Origin of the sequence: Bacillus sp. OxB-1 (assembly GCF_000829195.1) — a bacterium.
GTDB lineage: Bacteria > Bacillota > Bacilli > Bacillales_A > Planococcaceae > Sporosarcina.
Genome location: NZ_AP013294.1, coordinates 2,651,832 through 2,677,406 on the forward strand (window position 1 = coordinate 2,651,832; position 25,575 = coordinate 2,677,406).

A 25,575-nucleotide genomic window follows, 5' to 3' on the forward strand; every position below is an offset into this window, starting at 1 on the left:
TCTTATGAAGCATTTTGGGTAAGAGTGAAAATTTAGGTCAAATCAAAGAAAAAGACAATCACCCCGACGACTAGAATAAAGGCCAGCACCGCAATCGACACTTTCAGGATGCTGATTGGGGAATTGCCGCTTACTTTTCCGGTTTGTCCATTGACGAGAAATTGATAGACTTTCTGGTTGAATTGAAAAGACGAAATCCAAATCGGCAATAAAATATGTTTATACGTAATGTCCCGATAATCGGTCGAAACGTCGACAAGTTGGACTTCATCCCCATGGACTTGTCCGTATATGCCATTCTCGATGCCTCGGTCTATGATCCGACTCGCAGCTTGCCAGCCCTCTTTTAAAGGGATGGAGTACCGTTCCGCCAAAAATCCCGAAACATATTCGCGCTTATAGTCAAGGAGGCCGCTCAATCGGAACGGCTCGATTTTATTGATAAGCCCCGTTGCCGAATTGCGGGAAGCCTTGACAAGGACATCATCGAAAAAGTGACGGTATGTGCCACGCTCTGTACGCCAACTCGTTTTCCGCACCTGTTCGGTCACGGTCTTCGTTTTCCCGTCTTCGATGACCGTCCGGGTTTCCATCACGTAATAATACGTTCCGATCCGGACGACGTACTGTGAAACCGTCCGGCTGTCAAATGTCCAGTAGGGGAGGTAGGTGCCTGTCATTTTGTTCAATTGGTACGTTTGGGTCAGCTTCGATGGCGCGAAGTATCGGCGTTTCATCCATTCTTTGAATTTATCGATCGCTTCCTCTTTCGGGATTTGAAAAGGGACGACGAGCGCCGGCTTGATGCCGGCTTGGTGCTCGCTCACTGCGATATGGGAAGAGCCGCAAAACGTACAAAATGCGGCAACCTGATCTTTATCGAGCAACGTCTCGGCACCGCAGTTTTCACAGCGGAATACCCGTTTCTCATCATCCCAGCCGTGGATCTCTTCCTCCAAGGCTTCCTGAAAATCCAGCTCTGCCGTATTCTCCCGTGTCGCTTCGATTTCCGCTACGCTTCCGCAAAACGGACATTTCAAGGCGCCGCTAGTCGGATCGAATACCGTGTTGCCGCCGCAAGATGTGCATTTTTTCACTTCGGTCTGCTCGACGGTATCTTGGGTTTTCATTTCTGTCATAATGTCACCCCATTATTCGTCCTTTTGGAGATTTTCTCCGCAGTCACCACAGAATTTGGCAGTGGCGGAGTTCGTTTTCCCGCAGGAAGGGCAGATCGTTTCCGTCGCTTGCTTCGTTCCGCATTGTCCACAGAACTTGGCATCCGCCTCTAGTTCCGCTTGGCATTTGATGCAGGCGTTTTTCGGCTGTTGAACCGCTTGACCGCATTCGCCGCAAAACTTGGCATCCGGGTTGACCGGGGCCTGACAATGAGGGCACGGAACTTTTTCCGCTTGCGGGGCGGCGGGGGCTTGCTGCTGCATTCCGTTGAGCGCATTCGCCATGACGCCTCCGAGAGCAGCGCCGGCACCAAGTCCTGCCCCAGCACCTGCAAGTCCCCCGGATTCATTGCGCGCAGCGTCCCGCAACGCTTCCGCGGCCTGGTATTGTGTGTACTGATTCATATTGCCCAAGACGCCCATCGTCGTCCGCTTGTCCATCGCACGCTCGACTTCTTGCGGAAGTGAAAGGTTCTCGATGTACAACGAAGTGATTTCGAAGCCGAACGCTTGGAAACGGGGCTCCATCTTCTCTTTGCCTTTTGCACTTAATTCATCGTAGTGCATCGCCAAGTCCAATGCGGGGATATTCGACTCCGCAAAGAGATCGGACAACCCGCTCAGGATCATCTTCTTCAAATGGCTTTCGATGCTGCTCGTGTCATAGGAGGCGTTCGTACCGAATAATTCTTTCAGAAAGGTGACGGGATCGGCTATGCGATAGGAGTAGATGCCGTACCCTCGCAACCGGATGACACCGAAATCCACATCCCGCATCATGATCGGGTTTGATGTACCCCATTTTTGGTTGATGAACTGCTTCGTATTAATGAAATAGACTTCCGCCTTGAAAGGGGAGTTGAACCCTTGCTTCCAAGATTTCAATTTGGTCAGGATCGGCAAGTTTTGCGTATAGAGCAAGTGGTGGCCCGGACCGAACACATCCGCGATTTCTCCTTCATTGACGAATATCGCCACTTGTGATTCGCGCACTGTCAGGGAAGCGCCCATTTTGATTTCATTATTTTGGACCGGGAAACGGTAGACCATCGTATCGGAACTTGAATCCGTCCACTCGATCACTTCTATGAATTGGCTTTTAAAAAAACCGAAGATGCCCATATGTATCCTCCTCGTGTCTCGTAATCTACGGCTAGTATAACATAGATATTTTGGGCCGAATTCCTGTTTCCTTGGTAGCAGGGGAGGCCGCAATCATCTGTCTACCTTATACGCAGCAGCTTCCTGAAAAGATTCACTTAGAGAGGGTGGCCTAGCTCCGAATATGAAAAAGCCGCCCCGCATCCATGTCAATTGGATGTGTGGAGCGGCTTAACGGATTACGTTATCCTCTCATCTTCCAAGTTCCTCCAGAAGTGGTGAGCTTCACGTGCAATATGTTCCAATAAATCCGGCGGCGAAGTTGTAGCAACTGCACATTGTTTGATAAGGGCATCCAGTTCCAGTTTAAATTCTTCCAAACTTTTGGCTTCTTTAATAATCATTTCCTTGAAATGCGCTAAGATGGGCAGTTTTTCATTGCGCGGTCTTCGGATCATCGTTTTGAGTGCGGTGGCCTGCATTAACAGCCGCTCAAACTTCTGCATCATCTGGGTCACTTGAAAGTTTACTTCGTAATTCGAAACGTCCGAATAATGCCGGATATAACCTAAATGATCTGCCATCTGCCGTAACCAAAAGACAGTTTCATGAATAATTGCATCTGACGGGGCAACTTGATGGCCGCTTTCCATTAATTTATACACTTTTTGCGACTCCTCGGATTCACGTACCATGTGATCCAAAAGGGAGATGGGCGTGGAGATAATAACTTCACAATGTAAGGATTTATCCATCGTATACGCAAGGAGGCTGTGGAATTCCCGGGAAGCATGTTGTGCTTCCTGAATCAATGTACCAAGATCACCTGTTTTCGATTCCGCCTTTTGCCAAACTGTTCCTAAACGCTGGATGTTGTTCAAGTTGGCACGGGCCAGCTCTGTTTCATAATGGCTTATCTCCCTGTCGAAAAATCGACCGTGGTCGTAGTCGTTCCGCAACCAAAAGGCGATAACCCCGTAGGCATCCCTTTCATAGTGATCCGTATAAGCCAATACACCCACCCCATTCCTTTTAATATATAATTCCAAATCTCCATCTCTACTGTTTGGTAGCTCTCCCATCGGATAGATACCCAAATCATTGTATTCGCCTCCTGATTTCTTTATGCAGATACAGGGATCTGGCCGAAGGATGGTTTAATCTGACGGCATAAGGGAATCCTTCCTTTATCTGTCTAAATACCGAATGGAGGCTATCATTGTGACCCAGAATCATCATGAAAATGGAAAGCTGCCGCATGATGTGGAATCGTTTTGGAGGGCGGAGGTTGATTTTCCTGAGTTCCCCAGTCTGCAGGAGGATCTCTCTGTAGATGTCGTGATTGTCGGGGCGGGGATCACGGGCATTACAGCCGCGTATCTTCTGGCGGAGGAAGGCTTGGAAGTTGTTGTGCTGGAAGCGGGGAAAGTGTTGAACGGAACGACAGGTCATACGACTGCTAAAATTACAGCCCAACATGATCTCATTTATGATGAATTCATCAATAACCTCGGTAGAAGCAAGGCGCGTTTGTATTACGAAGCGAATTCGGAGGCTCTTGCGTTTATTAAGGAAATGGTCGAGCAGCATCAGATCGATTGTGACTTCAACGTACAGGATGCCTACCTATATGCGACTACTGAACAGGGCGCAGGGAAGATTGAAAAGGAAGCGGAAGCGTATGAAAAGATTGGCATCGACGGCGGGCTGGTGAATGTGGACCAATTTCCTTTCCCTATTGCCAATGTACAAAACTTGATCGTCATGAAGGACCAGGCCCAGTTTCATCCGACCAAATATCTCGTTCATCTCATCCGGTTGTTTTTGGAAAAGGGCGGGCGTATTTTAGAGGGCACGACAGCCGTCAATGTCGAGACGGGGGAACGTCCTGTCGTTCTGACTCGGGAAGAACATCGGGTAAGCGCTAAGCATGTATTGGCATGCACGCATTTCCCGTTTTACGAAGGTACGGGGCTTTATTCGACCCGGATGTATGCGGATCGGTCGTATGCACTTGCGATCAAAACGAAAAAGAAATTTCCGGGCGGCATGTATCTGAGTGCGGATCAGCCGAATCGATCGCTTCGTTCTGCGGATGATAACGGGCAAGAATTGGTGATCATCGTCGGGGAGAGCCATAAAACCGGTCAAGGAAAAGACACGATGGAATATTATAAAGCATTGGAGACGTTCGGGGAGGAGGTCTTCGGCATTGAAGAAGTCGTCTATCGATGGTCGGCGCAGGATTTGGTCACATTGGATAATCTGCCGTATGTCGGGGCATTGACAGAAGGGCAGTCCAACATTTTGATTGCGACCGGATTCCGGAAATGGGGGATGTCCAACGGAACGGCCGCCGCCTTGCTTTTCCGGGATCTCGTCACGGGGAAAGAGAACCGGTTTCAGAAACTGTATTCCCCTTCCCGATTTTACGTGCAACCCAGCTTGAAAAATTTCCTTGTCCAAAATGCGAATGTGGTCGGGCAATTAATAAAAGGAAAACTGGATTCGCCGAGTACGAAACCCGAGGAGCTGTCGAATGGGGAAGGGGCGGTCGTCACATTGGATGGCCATCGGAAAGGCGCCTATCGGGATGATGAGGGAAATATCCATATCGTAGACACCACTTGCACCCATATCGGCTGCGAGGTCGAATGGAACAGCGGAGACCGGACGTGGGATTGCCCTTGCCACGGTTCGCGGTTTTCCTTTACGGGCGAAGTGATCGACGGCCCGGCGGAAAAACCGCTGCAGAAATATGATTATACGATGCTGGACAACTTGACGTCGGAGGACTCCGGGTACTAAGAAGATAAACTACAGTGGGAAAGGTGCACTGTAGTTTTTTGTTTTTTTAAGTTTAGAGATTATGCGGGATTCGAACGTCTGTATGGTATAATGGAAGGGTAATAGAATAGGTGACTCAAGGGTGGCCGGCTCACTCCCCGTAAGAAAGGGGGTGGTGCCATGTCAGTATATGAAGCATTGATGCTTATGTTTACATTTGGAGCATTGATCGTATTGTTGCTGTCGTTTAACCATAAAAAATAACCCATCCTTGAGTTAGGCGCTCGTAAGGGTGGGTTATCTCTTCCCGTTACAGCCGATCCCCTGAAGGGAACCTGCTATTACATCGGCCGTTTCAATGTTGACGCATTGGACGGCCTCTTTTTAATTCTATACATTTGCTGACTTTAGTATACATCAAATTTTTCCTTACAACAAATAGTTTGAGTTAATAGATTCAACACTTACTAGAACATCCGTGTGGCATAATGGAAAAGTAATAGAATAGGTGACTCAAGGGTGGCCGGCTCACTCCCCGTAAGAAAGGGGGTGGTGCCATGTCAGTATTTGAAGCATTATTGCTCATGTTTACTTTCGGAGCATTAATTGTCTCTATATTGTCATTCAACCATAAAAAATAACCCATCCTTGAGTTAGCGCTCGAGTGGGATGGGTTATCCTTACCAATCAGCCGATTCCTTTGAAGGAAACCTGCTATTACATCGGCCGTTTCAATGTTAGCGCATTGGACGGCCTCTTTTTAGTCTATTTATTTGCTTCTTTTAGTATACGTCAGATTTTGATGTCACACAACTTTTTCGGGTTTTTCATTCATAACCTGCAACGAGGCTTTTTGCGACTTTCTATATGCCGTTTTTGACAGCCTAGAACAATTGTTCCATAATGGATTAAAGTGCAGCAAGGAGCTGATTTTATTGAGACCGAATTTAACTAACGATTGCAGTGTCGAGGATTTTCAAGATTTTTATTGGCTAAAGGAAGAACTACAAGCATTCTGCAGAGAACATGGACTAAGTGCTTCAGGATCAAAAATAGAAATTGCCGATAGGATTGAAATATTCCTGCGGACAGGAGAGATAAAGAAACCGATCAGACAAGCAAGGGCAAAAACAAAAATAAAGCATCAAGCAAATTTAAGCTTGGATACGGTTATCACCGAAGACCATCGCTGCAGTCAAGATGTGAGGGTGTTTTTCAAGACCGTTATTCCCAAATTCCATTTTTCCACATATATCCAAGCTTATTTTAAAAATAATACAGGTAAAACGTATCGCGATGCTGTCAACGCTTGGTATGAGGAAGAAAATCGGAAGAAAAACCCTTCATACAAGAAAAGCATCGCACCTCAATTTGAATACAATCAGTTCATCCATGACTTTTTTGCAGATCCAAATAATAAGGGGAAAAGCCGTGAAGAAGCGATTGAAGCATGGAATCAAATCAAAATCCTTCCTGGCAGCAATCAATATGTACTCACGGAAGAGTAAGCAGACACGTCGATTGATGGCGCGTTTGCATCTTCCGAAGTGTGAGAAGTTCTTCTATAATGGACAAAGAGGAGTGATTTGCAATGTGGAAATTAGAAAATGGACGGCTGATCCACACGACGGATCAGTCGCGGGAAGCGTTTCGTACGAATATTAGCCAATCGTTGTTGGAGCAATTGGCGGAGCTAGCAGCCGAGCACCGCACACATATAAATTATTTGCTTGAAGAAGGGCTCATGAATCTGTTGGAGCAAGGAACGATCGTGTATGATAAGAAAGCCAGGCCGAAAGATCGTGTGCAGTACAAAACGACATATGATAAGGAGCTGCTGGAAAGCGTGAAAGTTTTTGCGAAAGCCAATCGTCTAAATGCAAATGACGTAATCGAGCATAGTGTGAATTATATCGATTTCGATAACGTGAAAAATCGTAATTTTAGGTATCGGATTGAGTGAAGGGGTGTTAATTCGGTTATTCAAAATAACGCCATGGTCATAATATAAATTATAAGCAGTTGTGTATCATTGAAAAGTATACTTTAAACATTGAGATAAAACGCGGATGTACAAGGACACCAAAGTCCGGACTTTTTGGACACGAAAGTCCGAACCTCGTATTCACTGTAAAAGGTTTAGACTCTGATATCCAAAATTACATTTAGTTCGGACTTTGATTTTGCCGTTCACTTTATACTGTTACATTGCACGTGTTGCCGTCCCTTTTTCTCATCGACGACTATTCATCTGATCCAAATACTTTTCCACTTCTTTAAAGCTGAGTTCGGGATTTTGTAAAATGACACTATAGCGCAAGCCGTCCTCCACCCAGTTCAATAACCGGAAATTGCCGCTTTCCGTTTTCGTCCCTTTCTTCCCGCGAATTGTGATCTCTTCCTCATTCGGTATGCCGCCGAAACTTACGACATTCGGCATTTCTTTGAATACGGTGACCGAGAATGCCGGGATATCGTTTTTCGTATAGTCAAAAGAGAATTCGGGGCGTTCCTCCAATCCATCCACCGTGATTGCCGATAGCTTCAACTCTTCTGTCTCGGGAACTTGATAGTAGGAGCCGAGTGCTTCTTGTACTTCTTCCACCGTCACCTCTTTCGGGGCCATGCTCGCTTCGTCTATAACTTCCACTGCCGCCCCCTCCGGAATCTTGAGCACGAAGAGGTCGTCTGTCAACTCTGGTGCAAAATCGATTTTTGTATATTCTTGGGTCATCGTGAGCTCGTTACTTTCCGAAATGGATTTGAGAACGATCCATGTCTCTTTGTCAATCCAGATTTCCTGGTCGCCGATCAATGTCTTGCTGTCTTTCGCTTTGGCGATAATATGGTAGGCTGCCCGACCTGCAATAACCTCTTCACTGCCGGTAGAGAGTTCATGAGAATCATAGATGAGTTCAAGCATTCGTTCCGCTTGCTGACGCGGCGATTGTTGGCCGAGCATGTTCAGATCCTCTTCGGTAATTTCTGCGATCATTGCTGTGTTGGTCGCTTTATCGTACATCGATAGATGCTTGCCGTCATTGACGGTTATTGTCTGCTCTGCGCCGTTACCGAATGTCATTTCGATGCGCCGTTTCCCGTCCGCTGCCACCCATTCCTTTGTCTCGATATCACTGGAATCATCATTCATTTTAATCGTGTATTCCCCATAATAGGCAAGCGGTTGATCTGCATCTTGCAGCGCCGTATTGAGGACTTCCTGCGGGGAGAACTTGCTTTCCCCTGTATTGCATGCCGCAAGTCCAATTGCGAAAAACAATAGGATGCTGATTCCGGATAGTGGTTTGATCCAATTCATTTCGATTCTTCTCCTTTCCATTCCGGCAACCAACATATGACTGCCGTCCCGATTCCTCGACGAGAGGAAATACATACCGTTCCATCGTGCTTTTTTATAATTTGTTGCGCAATGCTTAGTCCGAGTCCGGTGCCCCGCTCCCCCGCTTTCGTCCGCGCCTCGTCGGCCTGGTAAAGCGGCTCGAAAATATTCGCCACTTGATCCTCCGGGATGCCTTCTCCTTCGTTTTGGACAATTAAATACAGGCCAGCTTCCCTGTCGAGTGCCTCTTTTACGAAGTCGAAACACCAGTTCGGTGGCTCTTCCGTGTTTACGGCAGCAAGACCGATCCTGCCTCCCGGTTCCGTATGCGCCATGGCGTTCATCATGAGGTTGTCGACGACCCGCATGAGCTGCTTCGAGTTGACCGCATATGTCCCCGTGCTTTGGCATGTCACTTGCAGGTCGATCCGCTTTTCATCGCATAGCGCCTCATACCCAGATACGAGCATGTCGAAGAACTCCTCCCCGTCCACTGGAACCAGCTTCATCTCGTACGCGCTCGACTGCAGCAATGTATACATGAGCAAATCGTCAAGCATCTGCCGCATGTAATTCGCTTTGGAGATGATGATATCGCGATATTCCCGCTGTTCTCGCGTAGATCGGGTCCCTTCGTCAAGCGCCTCCGCGTATGCTCGAATGGAGGTGAGCGGGGTCTTCAAATCATGGGAGATGCTGGCGATCATGAACTCCCTCTGCCGCTGCTCCATTGCTAGCTTTTGATTCGCCGTGTTAAGTTCCGTTCGCATCGCTTCGAAACTTTTGGCGAGTTCTCCGAGTTCGTCTTTCCGTTTTGGCATCGGCTGGATCGTCTTCCCTCTGCCGAATGAATCCATTTGCTCCATCAACAGTTGAAGCGGGCGGTTCAATTTCCGGTTGACGAGGAAGGCCACACCTGCGAACAATGAAATGAAGAATGCCGTGAACAGTACGATAACTAGCCAGGTTCGCTTGCTGACGCCAGATACCCATTCCTCCCGAAGCCATGTGATTTCATATACACCGGTAAGTGTATTTCCCGTGAAAACAGGTTCTTTGTACGTGATCATCCCGAATTTCTGCCGCATTTCGTAGAGTCCTTCATACAGCTTTTTCCGCGGCAGGAACGACAGGGGATTTTGCTTAACATGACTTGTGGAATGAACCATGAAGCCGATGCCCGTATAAAGTGTGACCGACATGCGGTTATTTGCGAGCTTGTCGACTTCCGACCAATCCGCATGCGGCTGGTAGAGCGACGGCTCCGTCAAGACGCTGCGCATCTCGTTCAACTCCACTCGGTTGTCAATATACTCCGCGACATTCCGATCCGCATGATACGAATTGATCCATGCGAACAAACCGTACGCCGCCCCGAGCGGCAGCAGCATGACGATGAGATACGATGCCAAGAGCCAAGATTTGATTCTCATAGCAGCTCACCGATGAACCGGTAGCCTTTCCCCCACACGGTCTGGATGAAGCGGGGCGTCTTCGCCGGGTCGTCCAGTTTTTCCCGAAGCGCCTTGATATGTACCGTCACGGTATGTATGTCGCCGAGTTCCGGTTGTTGCCAAACATGCTCGTATAGTTCCCCTTTCGAAAAGATGCGTTCCGGGTTTTGCGCCAACAGCTTCAGCAGTTCAAATTCCTTCGGCGTAAGCAGGACATTCCCGTTTTTTAGGAGCACCCGTTCATTCTGCCATTCAATTATGAGCCCGCCTTCATATCGGGATTGCCGCGTCTGCTCCTGTTGCCCGTGATACCGCCGCCACCTTCTGAGCTGTGAAGCGACACGGGCTTTTAATTCCACGAGGCTGAATGGCTTCGCGAGATAATCATCCGCGCCTGTATCGAGTCCTTCCACCTTGTCCTCATCCTCCTTGCGGGCGCTGATCATGATGATGGGGACGTCGCTCGCCAAGCGGATATTCCGACACAGCGCGATGCCATCCATCTCCGGCAACATCCAATCGACGAGCACGAGGTCATAGGGCGCCCGTTGGAAATCTTCCCATCCTTCCCTTCCTGTCGTCGCCCACGCCACCGTATAACCTTGTTGCCGCAACGTATCCCGGATAATCCGGGCAATCTCCGCATCATCTTCCACAAGTAAAATTGTTTCCCCCATCACCATTCCTCCTGTTACTACTCTATCACCGATTTCGGGTGTTTTCGTGGACTTTATAAAAGCTTTATAATCATACTACCACGTCTACTATGGAACCAAAAAAGACCCGCGGGGCTCGGGGGAGTCCAACGGATCGGGATAAGTTATGAGCGTTTGTTTCGTAATATGAGCGGTTGTCTGCCGTTATAAGCGGTTGTGGGGAAATATGAGCGCCGACCCGGACTTATGAGCGGCCCCTTTGGAGATATAAGCGCCTATCCAGTTTTATGGGCGCTTGTCGAAAGTTATGAGCGCCTCCTCCCATACGAAAAGGACTGCCTATACAGGACAGTCCCCTTCCGTTTTATTCACTTTCCGGTTTGGTTTCTTTATAGATTGTTTTCACTTGCCCTTGTTTTTTCTCATCTATAATCGCACTGCCGTTGGAATACCGATCGACTAGCCGCAAGGAGCCCGCGACGACCGGTACTTTCTCATCTTTTTCAGTTGCCAATATGATAGTCTCGTCGGTTTTCACTAATTTTGCACCGACTACGCGATGCGGGTTGGACTTCAATTCTTTTAACACGACGACACCGCGCTGGGCACGTGCGGCTCGATCCAATTCATTCAGATTCATCCGTTTGACCGAGCCCCGCTGTGTGGCAAGGAGTATAGAAGCGGCCTCGTCTTGAATGAATTCCGCAGCTACGATATAATCATCGTCTTTCAAGTTGATGCCCCGTACACCTGCTGTCCGCACGCCTGTAATGGAGAGCTCGGTTAGCGGGAAGCGGAGCGCATAGCTGCCGTGGGTGAATAAAAGGATATCTTCGTCCCCTTTGACAAGTCTTGCTTCGACCATGGCGTCTCCGTCCTTGATTCCCATCGCTCTGAAGGTTCTGGAATAGCGTTGGACTTTGAAGTCGGCCAGTTTCGACCGCTTCACCATTCCGTTCCGCGAGACGGTTACGATGGATGCGTCTTCTTCGAAGCTTTCAATGCCGATTGCCGCGACGATGGCCTCGTTTTGCTCCAATGGAATGATGCTGGAAATATGCTGTCCGAGGTCGCGCCAACGGATGTCCGGCAGCTCATGGATCGGCTGGTACAAATAATTGCCCGCCGAAGTGAACAGCAAGAGATGATGCTGCGTATTCATCGGCCCTTCCAAAAGACTGTAATCGGACTCCTTCATTTCCTGCCCGGTGCCGTTGGATGCGCTGTAGGAACGGACGCTCGTGCGCTTCACATAGCCGTCTTTCGTTACAGACACGATGACTTCTTCGCTCGGCACCAAAATGTCGAGATCGACTTTGATTTCTTCGATCTTCTCTTCAATTTCCGAGCGGCGGGGCTCCGCGAATTGCTTCCGGATGGCGAGCAACTCTTTTTTGATGACGGAAGATAGCTTCTTATCGCTATTCAAAATGGCATCCAATTGCTCGATCAATTTGCGCAGTTCCGCGTCTTCTGCCTGCAATTCTGTAATATCCGTATTCGTCAAACGGTAGAGTTGCAAGGAAACGATCGCTTCCGCCTGTATTTCAGAAAAGCTGAATTTCGCGATGATGTTATTTTTGGCATCGCGCTTATCTTTGGATGCGCGGATCGTTGAAATGACTTCATCGAGAATCGACAACGCTTTGATCAGCCCTTCGACGATATGCAGCCGGTCTTTCGCCTTCCGGATGTCATAGCGGGATCGGCGCGTCACGACTTCTTTCTGATGGTCGATGTACGCGTCAAGCAGCATCGGCAATGACATCAAAGTCGGCCGACGCCCTGAGATGGCGATCATATTGAAGTTGTACGTCACTTGCAAGTCGGTGTTTTTCAATAAATATTGGAGAATTCCGTTGCCGTCGATGTCTTTCTTCAACTCGATGACGATCCGCAAGCCGGTGCGGTCCGATTCATCCCGGACGTCCGCAATCCCGTCCAGTTTGCGATCGAGGCGCAACTCATCGATTTTCTTCACCAAATTCGCTTTATTGACGTCATACGGGATTTCCGAGACGACAATTTGCGATTTTCCGCCTTTCAACGGCTCGATCGCTGTTGTGGCGCGGATGACAAAACGGCCCTTCCCTGTCTTGTAGGCGGTTTTAATGCCCGCCGTCCCTTGGATGATGCCGCCTGTCGGGAAATCGGGTCCCTTGATGACAGTCATCAGCTCCTCCACGGATACGTCGGGTTTGTCCATCCGCATGAGGACGGCATCGAGCACTTCATGAAGCGCATGCGGCGGGATATCCGTCGCATACCCAGCGGAAATCCCTGTCGATCCATTGACGAGCAAGTTCGGAAAACGCGCTGGAAGCACAGTCGGCTCCGGCTCCGTATCATCGAAGTTCGGAATCCAATCTACGGTGTCTTTCCCGATATCCCGCAGCATTTCACCCGCAATGGCCGAGAGCCGCGCTTCGGTATAACGCATTGCCGCCGCCGAATCGCCGTCCACCGAACCGTTGTTCCCGTGCATCTCAATCATCATATGCCGAAGCTTCCAGTCCTGGCTCATCCGGACCATCGCTTCATACACGGAGGAATCCCCGTGCGGATGGTAATTCCCGATGACGTTCCCGACGGTCTTCGCTGATTTCCGGAATGGTTTCTCATGGGTATTGCCTTCATGGTGCATCGCGTACAAGATCCGCCGCTGCACCGGTTTCAAGCCATCCCGCGCATCCGGCAACGCCCGGTCCTGGATGATGTATTTACTATATCTCCCGAACCGGTCGCCGATCACTTCCTCCAAGGGCAGGTCTTGGTACCGTTCTGACAAAGTCATTCAAACTCCCCCTCGACGTGCAAAAATTCATTATCCAATATATTATGCTCTTCCTCCATGCCGAAATCGACGTTGTCTTCGATCCAGCGCCGTCTCGGTTCGACTTTATCGCCCATCAAGGTCGTGACACGGCGTTCGGAAGTCGCGCTATCTTCGATTGTCACCCGGATAAGTGTGCGCGTCTCGGGATTCATCGTCGTATCCCATAGCTGATCCGCGTTCATCTCCCCGAGACCTTTATAGCGTTGCAGTATATAGCCTTTGCCGATCTTCTTGATGGCCGAATCCAGGTCGTCTTCCGTCCAGGCGTATTCGATCACTTCCTTCTTCCCAGCGCCCTTTGACACTTTGTAGAGGGGCGGAAGCGCGATATATACTTTTCCGGCCTCGATGAGCGGTTTCATGTAGCGGTAGAAGAACGTCAACAGCAACACTTGGATATGCGCGCCGTCCGTGTCGGCATCCGTCATGATGATCACTTTGTCGTACGCGATATCCTCGACTTGGAAATCGGCCCCGACTCCCCCGCCGATCGCGTGGATGATCGTATTGATTTCTTCATTTTTCATAATATCTTCAAGTTTTGCTTTTTCCGTGTTGATCACTTTTCCTCGCAGCGGCAAGATCGCTTGGAACGTCCGATCCCTTCCTTGCTTCGCCGAGCCGCCCGCGGAATCTCCCTCGACGAGGTATAATTCGTTTTTGGCCGCATTCCGCGATTGGGCAGGCGTAAGCTTTCCGGACAGCAGCGTATCGCCCCGTTTCCGTTTCTTGCCGGATCGGGCGTCTTCCCGTGCTTTCCGGGCCGCTTCCCGCGCTTGTTGGGCACGGACCGCTTTGCGCACAAGGGAGGCGCTGAGCTCCGCATTCTCTTCCAGGAAATAGAGCAATTGCTGGGAGACGATGGCATCTGTTGCGCTCCTCGCTTCGCTCGTCCCGAGTTTCCCCTTCGTCTGTCCCTCGAATTGCAGGATCTCTTCCGGAATCCGTACCGAGACGATGGCAGAAATGCCTTCCCGGATGTCCGCGCCGTCCAGATTTTTATCCTTTTCTTTCAATAAACCTGTCTTTCTCGCATACTCGTTGAAAACACGCGTCATCGCCGCCTTGGCGCCGGTCTCATGCGTACCGCCATCCTTCGTCCGTACGTTGTTGACGAACGATAAGATTGTCTCGGAATAGCCGTCGCTGAATTGGAAAGCGAATTCGACTTCGATCCCTTCCGCTTCCCCCTCTAAATAGGCGACGTCATGCAGCACGTCTTTTTCTTCATTCAAATAGGCGATGAACGCTTCGATGCCCGTTTCATAATGGAAGATATCATGCTTGCCCGATTCTTCCTCTTTCAATTCAATCTTCAAGCCTTTTAACAGGAAGGCGGACTCCCTCAGGCGTTCACTCAATGTTTCATACTGATATTTTACGGTCGAGAAGATCGTCCCGTCCGGCTTGAAATGAATTTTCGTACCCTTCTCCCGGGTCGTGCCGATCTCTTCTAACGTCGTCGCCGGCTTTCCGCCATCTTCGAACCGTTGTTGGAACTTCTTCCCGTCCCGATAAATCGTCACTTCCAGCCATTCCGAAAGAGCGTTTACAACGGATGCCCCTACCCCGTGAAGCCCCCCGCTCGTTTTATAGCCGCCTTGTCCAAATTTCCCTCCGGCATGAAGGACGGTGAAAATGACTTCGGTCGTCGGTTTGCCGGTCTGGTGCATCCCGGTCGGCATCCCGCGGCCGTAGTCCCGGACGCTGACACTTCCATCCGCATGGAGCGTCACATCGATTTCCGAGCCGTACCCTGCCAATGCCTCATCTACTGCGTTATCGACGATTTCATAGACAAGATGATGGAGTCCTCTTGAATCGGTGGAACCGATATACATACCCGGTCTTTTCCGTACCGCGTCAAGGCCCTCCAAAACTTGAATCGAATCGTCGTTGTACGTATACGTATCTTGTATTTTCGCCAAATTGCAACCCCCATCAAACGAATGTTCCTTTTTTCTCATCATATCGCTCCGCGGAAAGCTTGTCAAATCAACGTTTCCCGCTACTCTATCAATAACGCCTCGGCGTTATTGCGTCCGGATTTTTTCGAGCTTGCTCGAAAAGCTCCCCTTAAGAATCCGTGACATCCGCCGGCCGACAAAAACACCACGTCCTGTGGCATTGTCGGCACTAGCACGTCCTGTGCGTCGGAGGCTTTATCTTTATTCAGCGGGAGTTTGAATACCCGCTGAATAAAGATAAAAGCATGCGCATGAATACAATGACAGAAAACAGTCCTGTATGTCAATTGAGTTCACGCGTTTCACCACATCCATTGCAAATTTCCAGCTCTCCCCGCCAATGAACATCTCATTGTCGGCGTGGCGCCGTTCTGCTAAACTGATACCATACATAATCAAACGATAAAAGGGGTATCCGATGGAACTTATCTTACTATTGCTCCTTGCATACTTGCTGGGATCCATACCTTCCGCCTTGTGGGTCGGAAAAATATTTTACAATACAGATATCCGGGAGCATGGCAGCGGGAATCTCGGGGCGACGAACACATTCCGCGTGCTCGGAAAAAAAGCCGGCCTTGCGGTCACCCTTGTGGACATTCTGAAAGGCACGGCGGCTGTCCTGCTTTTGGCCTTGCCCTTCTTTAGCGGGCTTGCGGTCCATCCCTTGCTGCCGGGCGTCCTGTCCGTCGTAGGCCACATGTACCCGGTATTCGCCAAATTCAAAGGGGGCAAAGCGGTCGCGACATCCGGCGGCGTCCTGCTCGGCTACAGCTGGCCGGCTTTTCTGCTTTTATTGCTCACTTTCCTGCTTGTCCTGAAGCTGACCAAAATGGTCTCGTTGACGTCGATGATTGTGGCCGTAGTCGGGTTTCTATATAGTATTTTCCATTATATCCGAACAGGCGATTTTTATATGATGATTATGATTGGCTTGTTTGGGATATTCATCTTCTATCGGCACCGTGCCAATATTGGCCGGATCAAAGCAGGAACCGAGCCGAAAGTGAAGTGGCTATAGTACAATATTAACAATACTCGAAAAAGTAGGTGCTTTTGTTGAAAATTGTACTTTCAGATGAGGCAATCAATTGGTTCAAGGACGAGATGGATGTAGAGCCCGGTGACCATATTCAATTTTTTGCCCGCTATGGAGGAAATAGTCCATTACATGAGGGTTTCACCTTGGGGGTACGAAAGGAAGAGCCTGACGAAATTGATGTGGTGGCAGAAAAAGACGGCGCCCATTATTATATTGAGCGTCGTGACGTCTGGTTTTTTGCTGAACATGATTTACATGTCGATGTGGATCATGCCTTGAATGAATTGTCATTTTCCTATGTGAAAGCGTAAGGGGTTTCCCCTACGCTTTTTTGTTTACTTTCACCCGGTTGTTCAATTCCTGGTGTAGGGCCTGCTTATCAATTTTGCCCACATGTGTTTTAGGCAACTCTTTTAGATGGATGAATTCCTTGGGCACCTTGAAAGTACCTAGGCTCTTTTTACAATGTTCGGCGATTTGTTGTTCCGTTACGTCATATCCCTCTAATCGAGTGAAAAAAGCAACCACTTTTTCTCCCCACAACATATCTTCCACGCCAATGACGGCCACTTCCCCGACACCTTCAAACAGAACGAGACATTGCTCGATTTCCAAGGGATAAATATTCTCTCCACCTGAGATGATCATTTCTTTTTGTCTACCTACAATATAAAAGTCCCCATCTTCGTCCATTCTTGCAAGATCGCCCGTACGAAGCCAGCCATTTTGCAACGCTTCCGCCGTTTCCAAAGGTTTATTCCAATAATGGCTGAACAGATGCGGCCCCCGTATCTGCAATTCCCCAACCTCCCCAAATCCACAGGAAGCTCCACCATTTGCGACAATATTGACCTCATTAAAAACCATGCTCTTTCCGACAGAACCCACTTTGTGTTCAGCCTCTTCGGGACGAATGAAAAAATTATTCGGTCCCGCTTCTGTCAGTCCATATCCTTCCTTAAATCGCAATCCTTTCTTCCGGAATGCCAGATAGATGGAAGCCGGACATGGAGCACCTCCGGATAAAAATACGTTCATGCTTGGAAAATCATTTTCCTGGAAATATTCCGTTTGAATGATGGATTGATACATCGTCGGAACGAATAAGGAGATGGTTGCTTGATACACATTTGTTGCTTGCAACGCTTCTTTGGCATTGAATGTACTGCCAATGACGACTGTCCCGCCAGCCATTAAGATCGGCAGACAAAGCGCATTGATTCCTCCCGTATGGAAAAGGGGCATATAATTGATCGTGCAGTCCGTTTCAGTTAAGCCCCAGCTGATAATGGTGTTGATGGCATTCCAATTGACCGCGTTTGATGGCAGCACAACGCCTTTGGAAGCCCCTGTTGTCCCTCCTGTGTAGATCATCATCCAGGGGACATCGCTTGGATATGTTTCACGGAGCAGGTTGGTCGATTGTTCTTCATAGGAGTCCAATACGTTCAAATATTCCATCCGATCAACACACAAGCTCTTTGCAGTTTCTGCATTCCTATTGTCGAATAATAATAGAGCGGGTTGACAATCATGGATAAGTTGTTGAAGTTCCAAAGGATGTAGCCGAAAGTTGAGCGGAACATAAATGAGTCCCTTCATTTCACAAGCAAATAGAATGGCGATCAATTCTGAAGTATTATGAGCCAATACCGCAATCCGGTCTCCTTTTCTAAAGCCTTTATCCGTTAAATAGGAGGCCCAACGTACAATTCGTTGCTTCAATTGTTCGTATGTCCAGGACCTGCCGGATTCCAAATCAATCAGTGCCGTCTGATAAGGAGAAAGGGCAGCTCTTTTGACGATCCATCCTTGTTCATGGAACATGCTACATCGTCTCCTTTCGTTACATCATAATCCCGCCATCGACGTGTAGTACATGCCCATGAATATAATCCGCTTCCGGACTTGCCAGGAACACATAGGCATTCGCGATATCTGTTGGCTTTCCTAAGCGTTGTAAGGAAACAGTGGATTTCATCTGATTCAGAACCTTTTCCGGCATTTTTTTGACCATTGCAGTTTCCGTAAAGCCGGGAGCTACTGCATTAACCGAAATTCCTTTTCTACCGAACTCCTTGGCCCAGGTTTTTGTCAGTCCGACAACTGCCGCTTTTGTTGCAGCATAATTTGTTTGACCCAGATTTCCATACACTCCACTGACAGAAGATGTATTGATGATTTTACCAAACCCTTTATCGACCATATGGGGGACAATGGCTTGCGTACAATTGAAGACTCCTGTTAAATTGACATCCAACACTTGTTGGAAATCACGGGGATCCATTTTCAAGAGAGTCGCATCCCTTGTAATCCCCGCATTATTTATTAAAATATCAATCGTCCCGTAAAGGTCTAATGTTTGTTGAACCAAGCTTGATACGCTATCGCGGTCTGCGACATCCACTTGGATAAAGGTGACATCCAGTCCTTTGGAATGAAATTCGACCTCTTGCTCCCGGCCTGCCATTTCGTCAAAATCTGCCATGATGACTTGGGCCCCTTCTTCTGCAAAGCGCTGACAAGCCGCCCGCCCGATTCCGTTCGCGCCTCCCGTTATCAATGCCACTTTTCCTTCAAAGCGCATATAAACAGCTCCTATCCTAAAAATTCTTCGATATGATTCGTTAATTCATCCAGATTGTCGATGAGAGGTGAATGCCCTGTATCTTTTAATGGAACATAGATGGCTTGATCACCCAAATCTTCTCTAATTTCTTCCGTCATTGCTTTCGTTACAACGAAATCCCGTTCCCCGTGCAAAATCATGACAGGGATTTGAATGTCCTTCGCTTGGTCTGAACCTTCTGTGACCCTATTATGGTAGGAGCTAATATTAAATCGGTTTAATGCGTTGTAGACATCTGCTAAATTTCGTTGTGTGAACATATCATCTAGATATTCCTTGTATTTCTTTTCATCTGGCTGGTGATGGGTGTAGATCAAGGCGTTCCAAATCGCCTTCAGTCCTTCGCGGTTGTGGGTATCGTATAACTTTTGTACGACCATTATTTTGCCATCCACCTCAATCTCTTCGATCGTTTGCAATCTTTTTTCAAGGTCTGGCGTACCGTCTGGCTTCGTTTTATACATTGGATATCCACGTGTCGATGCAGAAGCGAGTAGGACTAGCTTTTTACAAAGGCCCGGGAAATCGGCTGTAAATTGCATTGCGACTGCTCCCCCTGTAGACCAGCCGATTAAATGAAAATCACGCAAAGATAAGATATCGACAAATTCTTTCAGATCATTTGAGAAATCCCGAATCGAACTAATGCGATTCAAATAGGTGGATTCACCAAACCCACGCAGATCAGGGGCAAACACCGTATAGTTTGAATCCAAGTTTTCGATTAGCAAATCCCAGTGTTTAGAGGATGTCATATTACCGTGAACGAGAATGACAACTTGCTCTCCTCCCGGGCGTTTTCGATAAGCTATTTTTTCCTGATTGGACAATGTTACGGTTTTCATTTCCATTGTGTAGAGTCCTCCTTGCTTTTTCCCTATCGGACGGTGACGGCCCCCCAGGCATATCCGATGCCTGCACTAATCAGCACGACTATATCGCCATCCGCTAATTTCCCTTCCTGTTCCGCAAGCTCCAATGACAGGATTTGATCGATTTGTCCGATATGGCCGAATTTATTGAGATAAATCGATTTCTCCTCGGGAACCCCAAGCTCATTCAACACGTAATCATGTGCGGACTTTTTCATATGCAGAATGGATAAATAATCAATATCCTTCTCTGTATAGCCGCTCTTTTGAAGAGAGGTCCGGATGACTTGTAAAAAGTTCTGCATGGATTTTTGCTCCAGCCGCATTTTCATTCCTTCCGGATCCGGTACATCCAAACGGAACTGTGCGAGGGTATCCGGAGTAATCGGACTTTTTGTTCCTCCTACAGGTACAATGACATCTTCTGAAAAAGAGCCGTCTGTAATAATATCCGATTCGAGAATGATATTTTCTGGATGATCCTGGTGGAGAATCATGGCAGCCCCGCCCGCCGCTAAATTAAACATGAACCGGGTACGTTCATTTGTATAGTCGATTAGATCGCCGTTCCGGTATCCTCCCGCAAGAAGCACCGTCCGAATCGCGGGGTCCGACTGCATGATGTTCTTCGCAATTTTGATGGCCATGATTGTTGTACCACATCGCTGGGCCACATCAAACGCCCACGCATGATAAGCTCCAATCGCTTCTTGAAGTTTGATGGCCGCCGTCCATACGGGATATTCCTTATATTCCTCACCTATATAGATAATCAAGTCAATGGTTTTCGGATCGACATTCCCTTTTCGCAATGCCTCCTGCGCAGCCCATATCCCCATCGCAACGGTGTGATCAGCTTTTGCAGGATACCCATTTTTGTTTTGACGATGTCAACAGGCAATCCCGATTGCTCTGCAATTTCCTCGGCGGTCATTACTGTTTCCGGAATATAGACGCCTGTACTGACAATTCCGACCGTCATCAGGTTGCCTCCTTCTTCACACCTTTTACCATTTGCGATTTCTTAGCAGTGCGCTTCCATCGTATATCGCGAATGGTGCCGACAACGCCTTTCGGAAAGAAGATGACTGCTAAAATATAAATGATTCCAAAGAAAATGATCCATCGTTCGAAAATGGGATACTCTTTTGCCAGGCCGGATAAATAATGCTGCGCCAATTCGATGAGGCCAGCTCCAATAATTGGGCCTATAAGTGTCCCGACTCCTCCGATAATTGTCATAAGCAAGGCATCGAGTGTAATATCCATCGTCAAGACGCTTGTGTTGACGAAGCGCAGTGATATCGCATATAACGAACCTGCAAGACTTGCAACAACCCCTGCAATGACCGATGCAATCACTTTATAATGCAACGTATTGAATCCAAGCGATTTTGTCCGCTGTTCATTCTCTTTGACTGCAACAAGCACTCTTCCTAAAGGTGAATTGACAAACCTTCGCAGAAAAATATACACAATGATAAGAAAGGATAAAACAACTAAGTAAAACATCATCCGGTCTTGGAAAACTTCGGGTGCCCTGAAGGTAAAGCCATCGTTGCCCTGCGTAACGGACCGCCACTTTTCCGCAAGGACTAAAAATAAACCTGAAACAGCCAATGTTAACATAGCAAAGAAATGACTTTTCAACCGCAAAGTCAATAATCCGATGAAAAAACTGATGATTCCTGCGATAATCATTCCGACTGCGATCGATAGGAAAAAAACACCCATCGTCGGTTCTATGTTTTTCAGCATGACCGCTGTCGTATAGGCACCCATTCCGAAAAACATCGCATGGCCGAACGATACGATACCCGTATAGCCGAGCAAAATGTCATAGCTCATCGCCAGGATAGAAAAGATGAAAATTTGTGTTAATAAGATCATCCAGGTTCTCGATTCGGACACGAACGGGAAGATTACAAGGACCAAGACCATAACGCCAAGAAATAAGTTGTTCCACTGGTATTTCCTTTTCATGCCATCACCCCTTCGCTGTGAAAAGACCTTGCGGACGGAAGATTAATACGATCGCCATTAGGATCATATTGACCGCAAGTGATAGGGCGGGAACGTAATAAGCCATATAACTACCCGCCAGACCGACCAGAATGGCAGCAAGCAGGGAACCTGGAAAACTTCCCATACCGCCGATAACGACGACAATGAATGCCAAAATTGCATATTCCATACCCATTTCTGCATAGACAACACCGGAGTATGGGGCCATTAGTGCACCGCCCAATGCCGCAAGCGCCGCGCCTGTCATAAAGACGAACAAAAATACTTGTTTGATGTTAATGCCAAGTGCTTGCACCATCTCTTTGTTAAGGACGCCAGCACGAACAATAAGCCCGATTTTCGTCTTTTTCAAAATGTATTGGAACAGGCCAAAGATAAGGAAACCGACGATGATAATGAACAAGCGATATTTAATAATGAGTACCTCTCCAAATTCCCAGCTGCCTGCTAAATAAGAAGGCATTTTGACAGAAATTTGATTCGGCCCCCAAACGACTTTCAACATTTCCGAAAGAACCAGCATGAAGCCTAGCGTAATCAAGATTTGTTGGATATGGTTACCGTAAACAGGCGTGATGATCAATTTTTCTGTAATAAATCCGAGAATTATTCCTGTAGCCATCGCCCCTACAATTCCGATGATGAAACTGCCTGAAAGCCCATAAAACCAAACCCCTGAAAATGCCCCCCATGCGAAGAGGCCGCCGTGCGCAAAATTGAGCACGCTCATTAAACCGAAAATCAAGGTTAGACCAGAAGCGAGTAGAAAGATAAGCATGCCTGTCGACAATCCGTTAACCGTCAAGTTAATCAGTAATTCCATTTTATGGCCCCCTTATCCGATTCCTAAATACTTCCGTTTTATTTCCTCGTTATGGACGAGGTCTTTCATTAACCCGGATTGAACCGTTTTCCCGTCGTCGATAAGTGTGTATGTATCTCCGACTTTGCTAGCCATGATGAAATTCTGTTCGACGAGGACGATCGTTGTACTTTTCTTCATTTCCGTAATGGCTTCCATCACTTTCTCAACTACAATCGGGGCAAGGCCCTTGGAAGGTTCATCGATTAGCAGCAGTTTACTGTCATTGACGAATGCCCGCGCCATGGCCAGCATCTGTTTCTGTCCGCCCGATAAATGCCCACCGTCCTTTTTCCAATACTTTTTTAAATCCGGGAAAAGATTCAGTACGTATTCCTGTTTCTCCAATGTCGCGTCATCTTCTTTTCTCATGGCAACTTTTATATTTTCCTCAACTGTTAGATCTCCGAATATTTCCTGATCTTCCGGCACATACCCGATTCCTAGATTCGCAATTTTGAACGTTTCCTTCTTGGTAATATTCTGGCCGTCAAACGAAACAGCTCCTTTTGTAGCGGATGTCAGATTGAGGATAGTTTTCAACGTCGTCGTTTTGCCTGCACCGTTCCGACCGAGCAATACACTTACTTCCCCTTCCGGCGCTTCGAAGGATATGCCTTGAAGAATGTGATACTGCCCGATATGTGTATGAACTTCTTCAACTTTCAGCAAGGGTTTCATCGTAAAGCCCTCCCAAGTAAGCATTTTGGACCTGTTCATTCGACATGATTTCCTCTGGACTCCCATCGGCCAGAAGCTTGCCGTTGAATAGCACCATAATGGAGTCTGATAGGTCTAGAATCATATCCATTTTATGTTCGATTAATAGAATCGTTTTCGAACCGGTATTTTTGATTTGTCGGATGACATCCAATATGGCAGGCACTTCCTCTAAAGACATCCCTGCTGTCGGCTCATCTAGCAGCAGTACTTCCGTATCAAGAGCCAAGAGCATGGCAATTTCCAGTTTCCTTTTTTCGCCATGTGACAATTGGCTCGCAATCGCTTCTTCTTTTCCGGTAAGCAAGACAAGGTCTAACAACTCCCGCGCTTTTTTAGTTAAGGCTTGATAGCTAGTGAAATGCCGCAACAATTGATAGCGAATTTTTTCTTTTGACTGGACAGCCAATCGAACGTTCTCCAACACGGTCAAGTTCGGAAAGACATTTGTAATTTGGAACGATCGGCCAATCCCTTTCCGAGTTCTTGATACGGAAGAAGACTTTGCCAAAGGCTCCCCCTTGAAATAGACCTCGCCTTCCGACGCTTTTAATTCACCGCTGATCAAGTTGAAAAATGTTGTTTTTCCCGCCCCATTCGGACCGATGATCGATTTGAAATGATTGGCGGGCATTTCAAAATTCACATGGTCCACAGCGGTATGCCCTCCGAAACGAATCGTCAAATTCTCAGTTTTCAAGATAGGTTCCATACGGTTCGCTCCCCTCATCTGTCCCTCTCCTCATGATGAAATTGTTTCATCATAAGGAGAGGGACAGCTTTGTATGATTTGACTGTCCCCTATTCATGATTGTTATTTGTTCATAATCGGCGGCTCTGTTTCACTCGGTGATAATTCCCGAATGAGTACAGGAATTGGATATTCGGAGCCTTCTGGTTTCTCCAGTTTGACGGAGTAAAGGGTTTGAAGTGCCTGGTGATCTTCTTTTCGGAATGTCATCGTACCTTTAGGCGATTCAAACGACATACCTTCCATTGTTTGAATTAACTGCTCTGAATCCGTCGTACCTTCCGTTTTCTTCAATGCTTCAATAATCGCGATGGCAGACGACATCCCACCAGGGGTGAATAGATCAGGAACTTCACCGTCATAACGCTCTTTATGCTCCGTAACGAGCCAGTCATTCACTTCATTGTTAGGAAGGGTGTGATAGTAAACTGTGAATCCTTCCATTCCAATAAGTGGTTCCAAAGTTGGTAACGTAGGAATATCTGCAACACCTGTCGAAATGTTAATGCCTTTTTCCTGAATTTTCATGTCATTTATTTGGTTCCATGGCGTATTTGCTCCTGCCCATACGACATATAGGTAATCCGGTTTCGCCTCTACAACTTTTTGCAAGTTCGAAGTGAAATCCGTTGCATCCGGAGCTGCATATTCTTCTAAGATAATTTCAGCACCGAGGTCGGTTGCCGCCTTTTTAAATGCCGCAATTCCATCCCAACCAAATGAATAATCCGGTGCAAACGTTGCAATTTTCACGCCTGGTTTTGCGATGGCTGCCGCGCCGGCTACAGCATCTTGTGAGGAGTTTCGTCCTGTTCTAAAAATATACTTATTAAACTCTGATCCTGTAATGCTATCGGCAACAGCGGGTTCGACCACCATTATTTTTTCATATTCTTCCGCTAACGGTAAAACTGCCAGTGTATCTCCTGAACTGGAAGATCCGACAAGAAAGTCCACTCCGTCTTCTTCCAACAGTTTAGTGGCCTTTTGAACAGCTACTTCGGGTTTCGTTTCAGTATCTTCGAAAATAACTTCAATTTTTTTCCCTGCAACTTCCTTTGTGCCGTCCGTTGCATAATCCAACCCTAATTCAAAGCCTTGCCGTGTCTGTTTTCCATAAGATTCAAGAGCGCCTGTCAGTGATGCAAGGACTCCGATTTTGATCGTTTCTACTTCTTCAGCTTTCCCGACATCGTTGCCAGTTTTTTCGGCTTCGCCTTGTGAACTACAGGCTGAGGTGAATACAAGGATAAAAATAAGTATGCTTATTAAGTTACCTTTTCTCATTCCTACTGATCCCCCTTTAAATTGGTATGCGTTCGAACTTTTCTTGCCCATGTTCCATGCAGGAAAAT

Annotated in this window: 23 protein-coding genes and 1 pseudogene; 7 read left to right on the forward strand and 17 right to left on the reverse strand. The window is 47.6% G+C overall.

Going from position 1 to position 25,575, the window contains the following annotated elements; all coding sequences use genetic code 11:
* Nucleotides 1-32: 32 nt before the first annotated feature.
* From OXB_RS13010 to OXB_RS13020, 3 genes are all read right to left on the reverse strand, one after another.
* Complete coding sequence (locus tag OXB_RS13010; RefSeq protein WP_041074854.1) at nt 33-1,139, reverse strand: hypothetical protein; 1,107 nt, start codon at nt 1,137-1,139, stop codon at nt 33-35.
* A gap of 12 nt (nt 1,140-1,151) precedes the next feature.
* The gene (locus tag OXB_RS13015) at nt 1,152-2,300 is read right to left on the reverse strand and encodes an SPFH domain-containing protein (protein WP_041074855.1); all 1,149 of its coding nucleotides are present in this window, start codon (nt 2,298-2,300) and stop codon (nt 1,152-1,154) included.
* A 218-nt stretch (nt 2,301-2,518) separates the two neighbouring features.
* Nucleotides 2,519-3,292: a DUF2935 domain-containing protein gene (locus tag OXB_RS13020; protein ID WP_041076775.1), complete on the reverse strand. Its 774-nt coding sequence runs from the start codon at nt 3,290-3,292 to the stop codon at nt 2,519-2,521.
* Between the two features lie 208 nt (nt 3,293-3,500).
* Here OXB_RS13020 and OXB_RS13025 point away from each other — a divergent pair, with 208 nt between their 5' ends.
* From OXB_RS13025 to OXB_RS13035, 5 genes are all read left to right on the forward strand, one after another.
* A complete protein-coding gene (locus OXB_RS13025; RefSeq protein WP_041074857.1) occupies nt 3,501-5,087 on the forward strand; it encodes an FAD-dependent oxidoreductase in 1,587 nt (528 codons plus the stop codon).
* Nucleotides 5,088-5,246: 159 nt separating this feature from the next.
* Entirely contained in the window at nt 5,247-5,330 is an 84-nt protein-coding gene (locus OXB_RS19240) for a putative holin-like toxin (protein WP_269447844.1), read from the forward strand.
* Between the two features lie 293 nt (nt 5,331-5,623).
* Complete coding sequence (locus OXB_RS19245; RefSeq protein WP_269447845.1) at nt 5,624-5,707, forward strand: putative holin-like toxin; 84 nt, start codon at nt 5,624-5,626, stop codon at nt 5,705-5,707.
* Nucleotides 5,708-6,001: 294 nt separating this feature from the next.
* Nucleotides 6,002-6,574: a DUF6434 domain-containing protein gene (locus tag OXB_RS13030; protein WP_041074858.1), complete on the forward strand. Its 573-nt coding sequence runs from the start codon at nt 6,002-6,004 to the stop codon at nt 6,572-6,574.
* An 83-nt stretch (nt 6,575-6,657) separates the two neighbouring features.
* A complete protein-coding gene (locus OXB_RS13035; RefSeq protein WP_041074860.1) occupies nt 6,658-7,029 on the forward strand; it encodes a hypothetical protein in 372 nt (123 codons plus the stop codon).
* Nucleotides 7,030-7,299: 270 nt separating this feature from the next.
* Here OXB_RS13035 and OXB_RS13040 read toward each other — a convergent pair whose 3' ends face one another.
* The 5 genes from OXB_RS13040 to parE form a co-directional block, all read right to left on the reverse strand.
* Nucleotides 7,300-8,385 carry a LolA family protein gene (locus OXB_RS13040; protein ID WP_041074862.1) on the reverse strand — a complete coding sequence of 362 codons (1,086 nt, stop codon included), beginning with the start codon at nt 8,383-8,385 and terminating at the stop codon, nt 7,300-7,302.
* Complete coding sequence (locus tag OXB_RS13045) at nt 8,382-9,839, reverse strand: HAMP domain-containing sensor histidine kinase (protein ID WP_041074864.1); 1,458 nt, start codon at nt 9,837-9,839, stop codon at nt 8,382-8,384. Before OXB_RS13045 ends, OXB_RS13040 begins: the two co-directional genes overlap by 4 nt.
* The gene (locus OXB_RS13050) at nt 9,836-10,537 is read right to left on the reverse strand and encodes a response regulator transcription factor (protein ID WP_041074866.1); all 702 of its coding nucleotides are present in this window, start codon (nt 10,535-10,537) and stop codon (nt 9,836-9,838) included. Before OXB_RS13050 ends, OXB_RS13045 begins: the two co-directional genes overlap by 4 nt.
* 343 nt (nt 10,538-10,880) lie before the next feature.
* On the reverse strand, nt 10,881-13,310 hold the full coding sequence (parC, locus tag OXB_RS13055; RefSeq protein ID WP_041074868.1) for a DNA topoisomerase IV subunit A: 2,430 nt from the start codon (nt 13,308-13,310) through the stop codon (nt 10,881-10,883).
* On the reverse strand, nt 13,307-15,319 hold the full coding sequence (gene parE / locus OXB_RS13060; RefSeq protein ID WP_442852875.1) for a DNA topoisomerase IV subunit B: 2,013 nt from the start codon (nt 15,317-15,319) through the stop codon (nt 13,307-13,309). The genes parC and parE overlap by 4 nt, the downstream gene beginning before the upstream one ends.
* A gap of 418 nt (nt 15,320-15,737) precedes the next feature.
* On the opposite strand from parE, the gene plsY reads away from it, so the two are divergent.
* Both plsY and OXB_RS13070 read left to right on the forward strand, forming a co-directional pair.
* The gene (gene plsY / locus OXB_RS13065; RefSeq protein ID WP_041074876.1) at nt 15,738-16,340 is read left to right on the forward strand and encodes a glycerol-3-phosphate 1-O-acyltransferase PlsY; all 603 of its coding nucleotides are present in this window, start codon (nt 15,738-15,740) and stop codon (nt 16,338-16,340) included.
* A 38-nt stretch (nt 16,341-16,378) separates the two neighbouring features.
* Entirely contained in the window at nt 16,379-16,672 is a 294-nt protein-coding gene (locus OXB_RS13070) for a HesB/YadR/YfhF family protein (protein WP_041074878.1), read from the forward strand.
* Nucleotides 16,673-16,682: 10 nt separating this feature from the next.
* On the opposite strand, the gene OXB_RS13075 is transcribed toward OXB_RS13070, so the two are convergent.
* The 9 genes and pseudogenes from OXB_RS13075 to OXB_RS13115 all read right to left on the reverse strand — a co-directional run bounded on the left by OXB_RS13075 (nt 16,683) and on the right by OXB_RS13115 (nt 25,507).
* Nucleotides 16,683-18,188: an AMP-binding protein gene (locus tag OXB_RS13075; protein ID WP_041074880.1), complete on the reverse strand. Its 1,506-nt coding sequence runs from the start codon at nt 18,186-18,188 to the stop codon at nt 16,683-16,685.
* Nucleotides 18,189-18,207: 19 nt separating this feature from the next.
* Nucleotides 18,208-18,948 carry a 3-oxoacyl-ACP reductase FabG gene (gene fabG / locus OXB_RS13080; RefSeq protein ID WP_041074882.1) on the reverse strand — a complete coding sequence of 247 codons (741 nt, stop codon included), beginning with the start codon at nt 18,946-18,948 and terminating at the stop codon, nt 18,208-18,210.
* A gap of 11 nt (nt 18,949-18,959) precedes the next feature.
* Nucleotides 18,960-19,841: an intracellular short-chain-length polyhydroxyalkanoate depolymerase gene (gene phaZ, locus OXB_RS13085; RefSeq protein ID WP_041074884.1), complete on the reverse strand. Its 882-nt coding sequence runs from the start codon at nt 19,839-19,841 to the stop codon at nt 18,960-18,962.
* Between the two features lie 26 nt (nt 19,842-19,867).
* A pseudogene (locus tag OXB_RS13090) lies at nt 19,868-20,844 on the reverse strand (3-oxoacyl-ACP synthase).
* The gene (locus OXB_RS13095) at nt 20,844-21,845 is read right to left on the reverse strand and encodes a branched-chain amino acid ABC transporter permease (protein ID WP_041074886.1); all 1,002 of its coding nucleotides are present in this window, start codon (nt 21,843-21,845) and stop codon (nt 20,844-20,846) included. The pseudogene OXB_RS13090 and the gene OXB_RS13095 overlap by 1 nt, the downstream one beginning before the upstream one ends.
* A gap of 4 nt (nt 21,846-21,849) precedes the next feature.
* A complete protein-coding gene (locus tag OXB_RS13100) occupies nt 21,850-22,710 on the reverse strand; it encodes a branched-chain amino acid ABC transporter permease (RefSeq protein WP_041074888.1) in 861 nt (286 codons plus the stop codon).
* A 12-nt stretch (nt 22,711-22,722) separates the two neighbouring features.
* Complete coding sequence (locus OXB_RS13105; RefSeq protein WP_041074890.1) at nt 22,723-23,430, reverse strand: ABC transporter ATP-binding protein; 708 nt, start codon at nt 23,428-23,430, stop codon at nt 22,723-22,725.
* Entirely contained in the window at nt 23,408-24,181 is a 774-nt protein-coding gene (locus OXB_RS13110; RefSeq protein WP_041076777.1) for an ABC transporter ATP-binding protein, read from the reverse strand. Before OXB_RS13110 ends, OXB_RS13105 begins: the two co-directional genes overlap by 23 nt.
* Before the next feature lie 102 nt (nt 24,182-24,283).
* Complete coding sequence (locus OXB_RS13115; RefSeq protein ID WP_041074892.1) at nt 24,284-25,507, reverse strand: substrate-binding domain-containing protein; 1,224 nt, start codon at nt 25,505-25,507, stop codon at nt 24,284-24,286.
* Between the last annotated feature and the right edge of the window lie 68 nt (nt 25,508-25,575).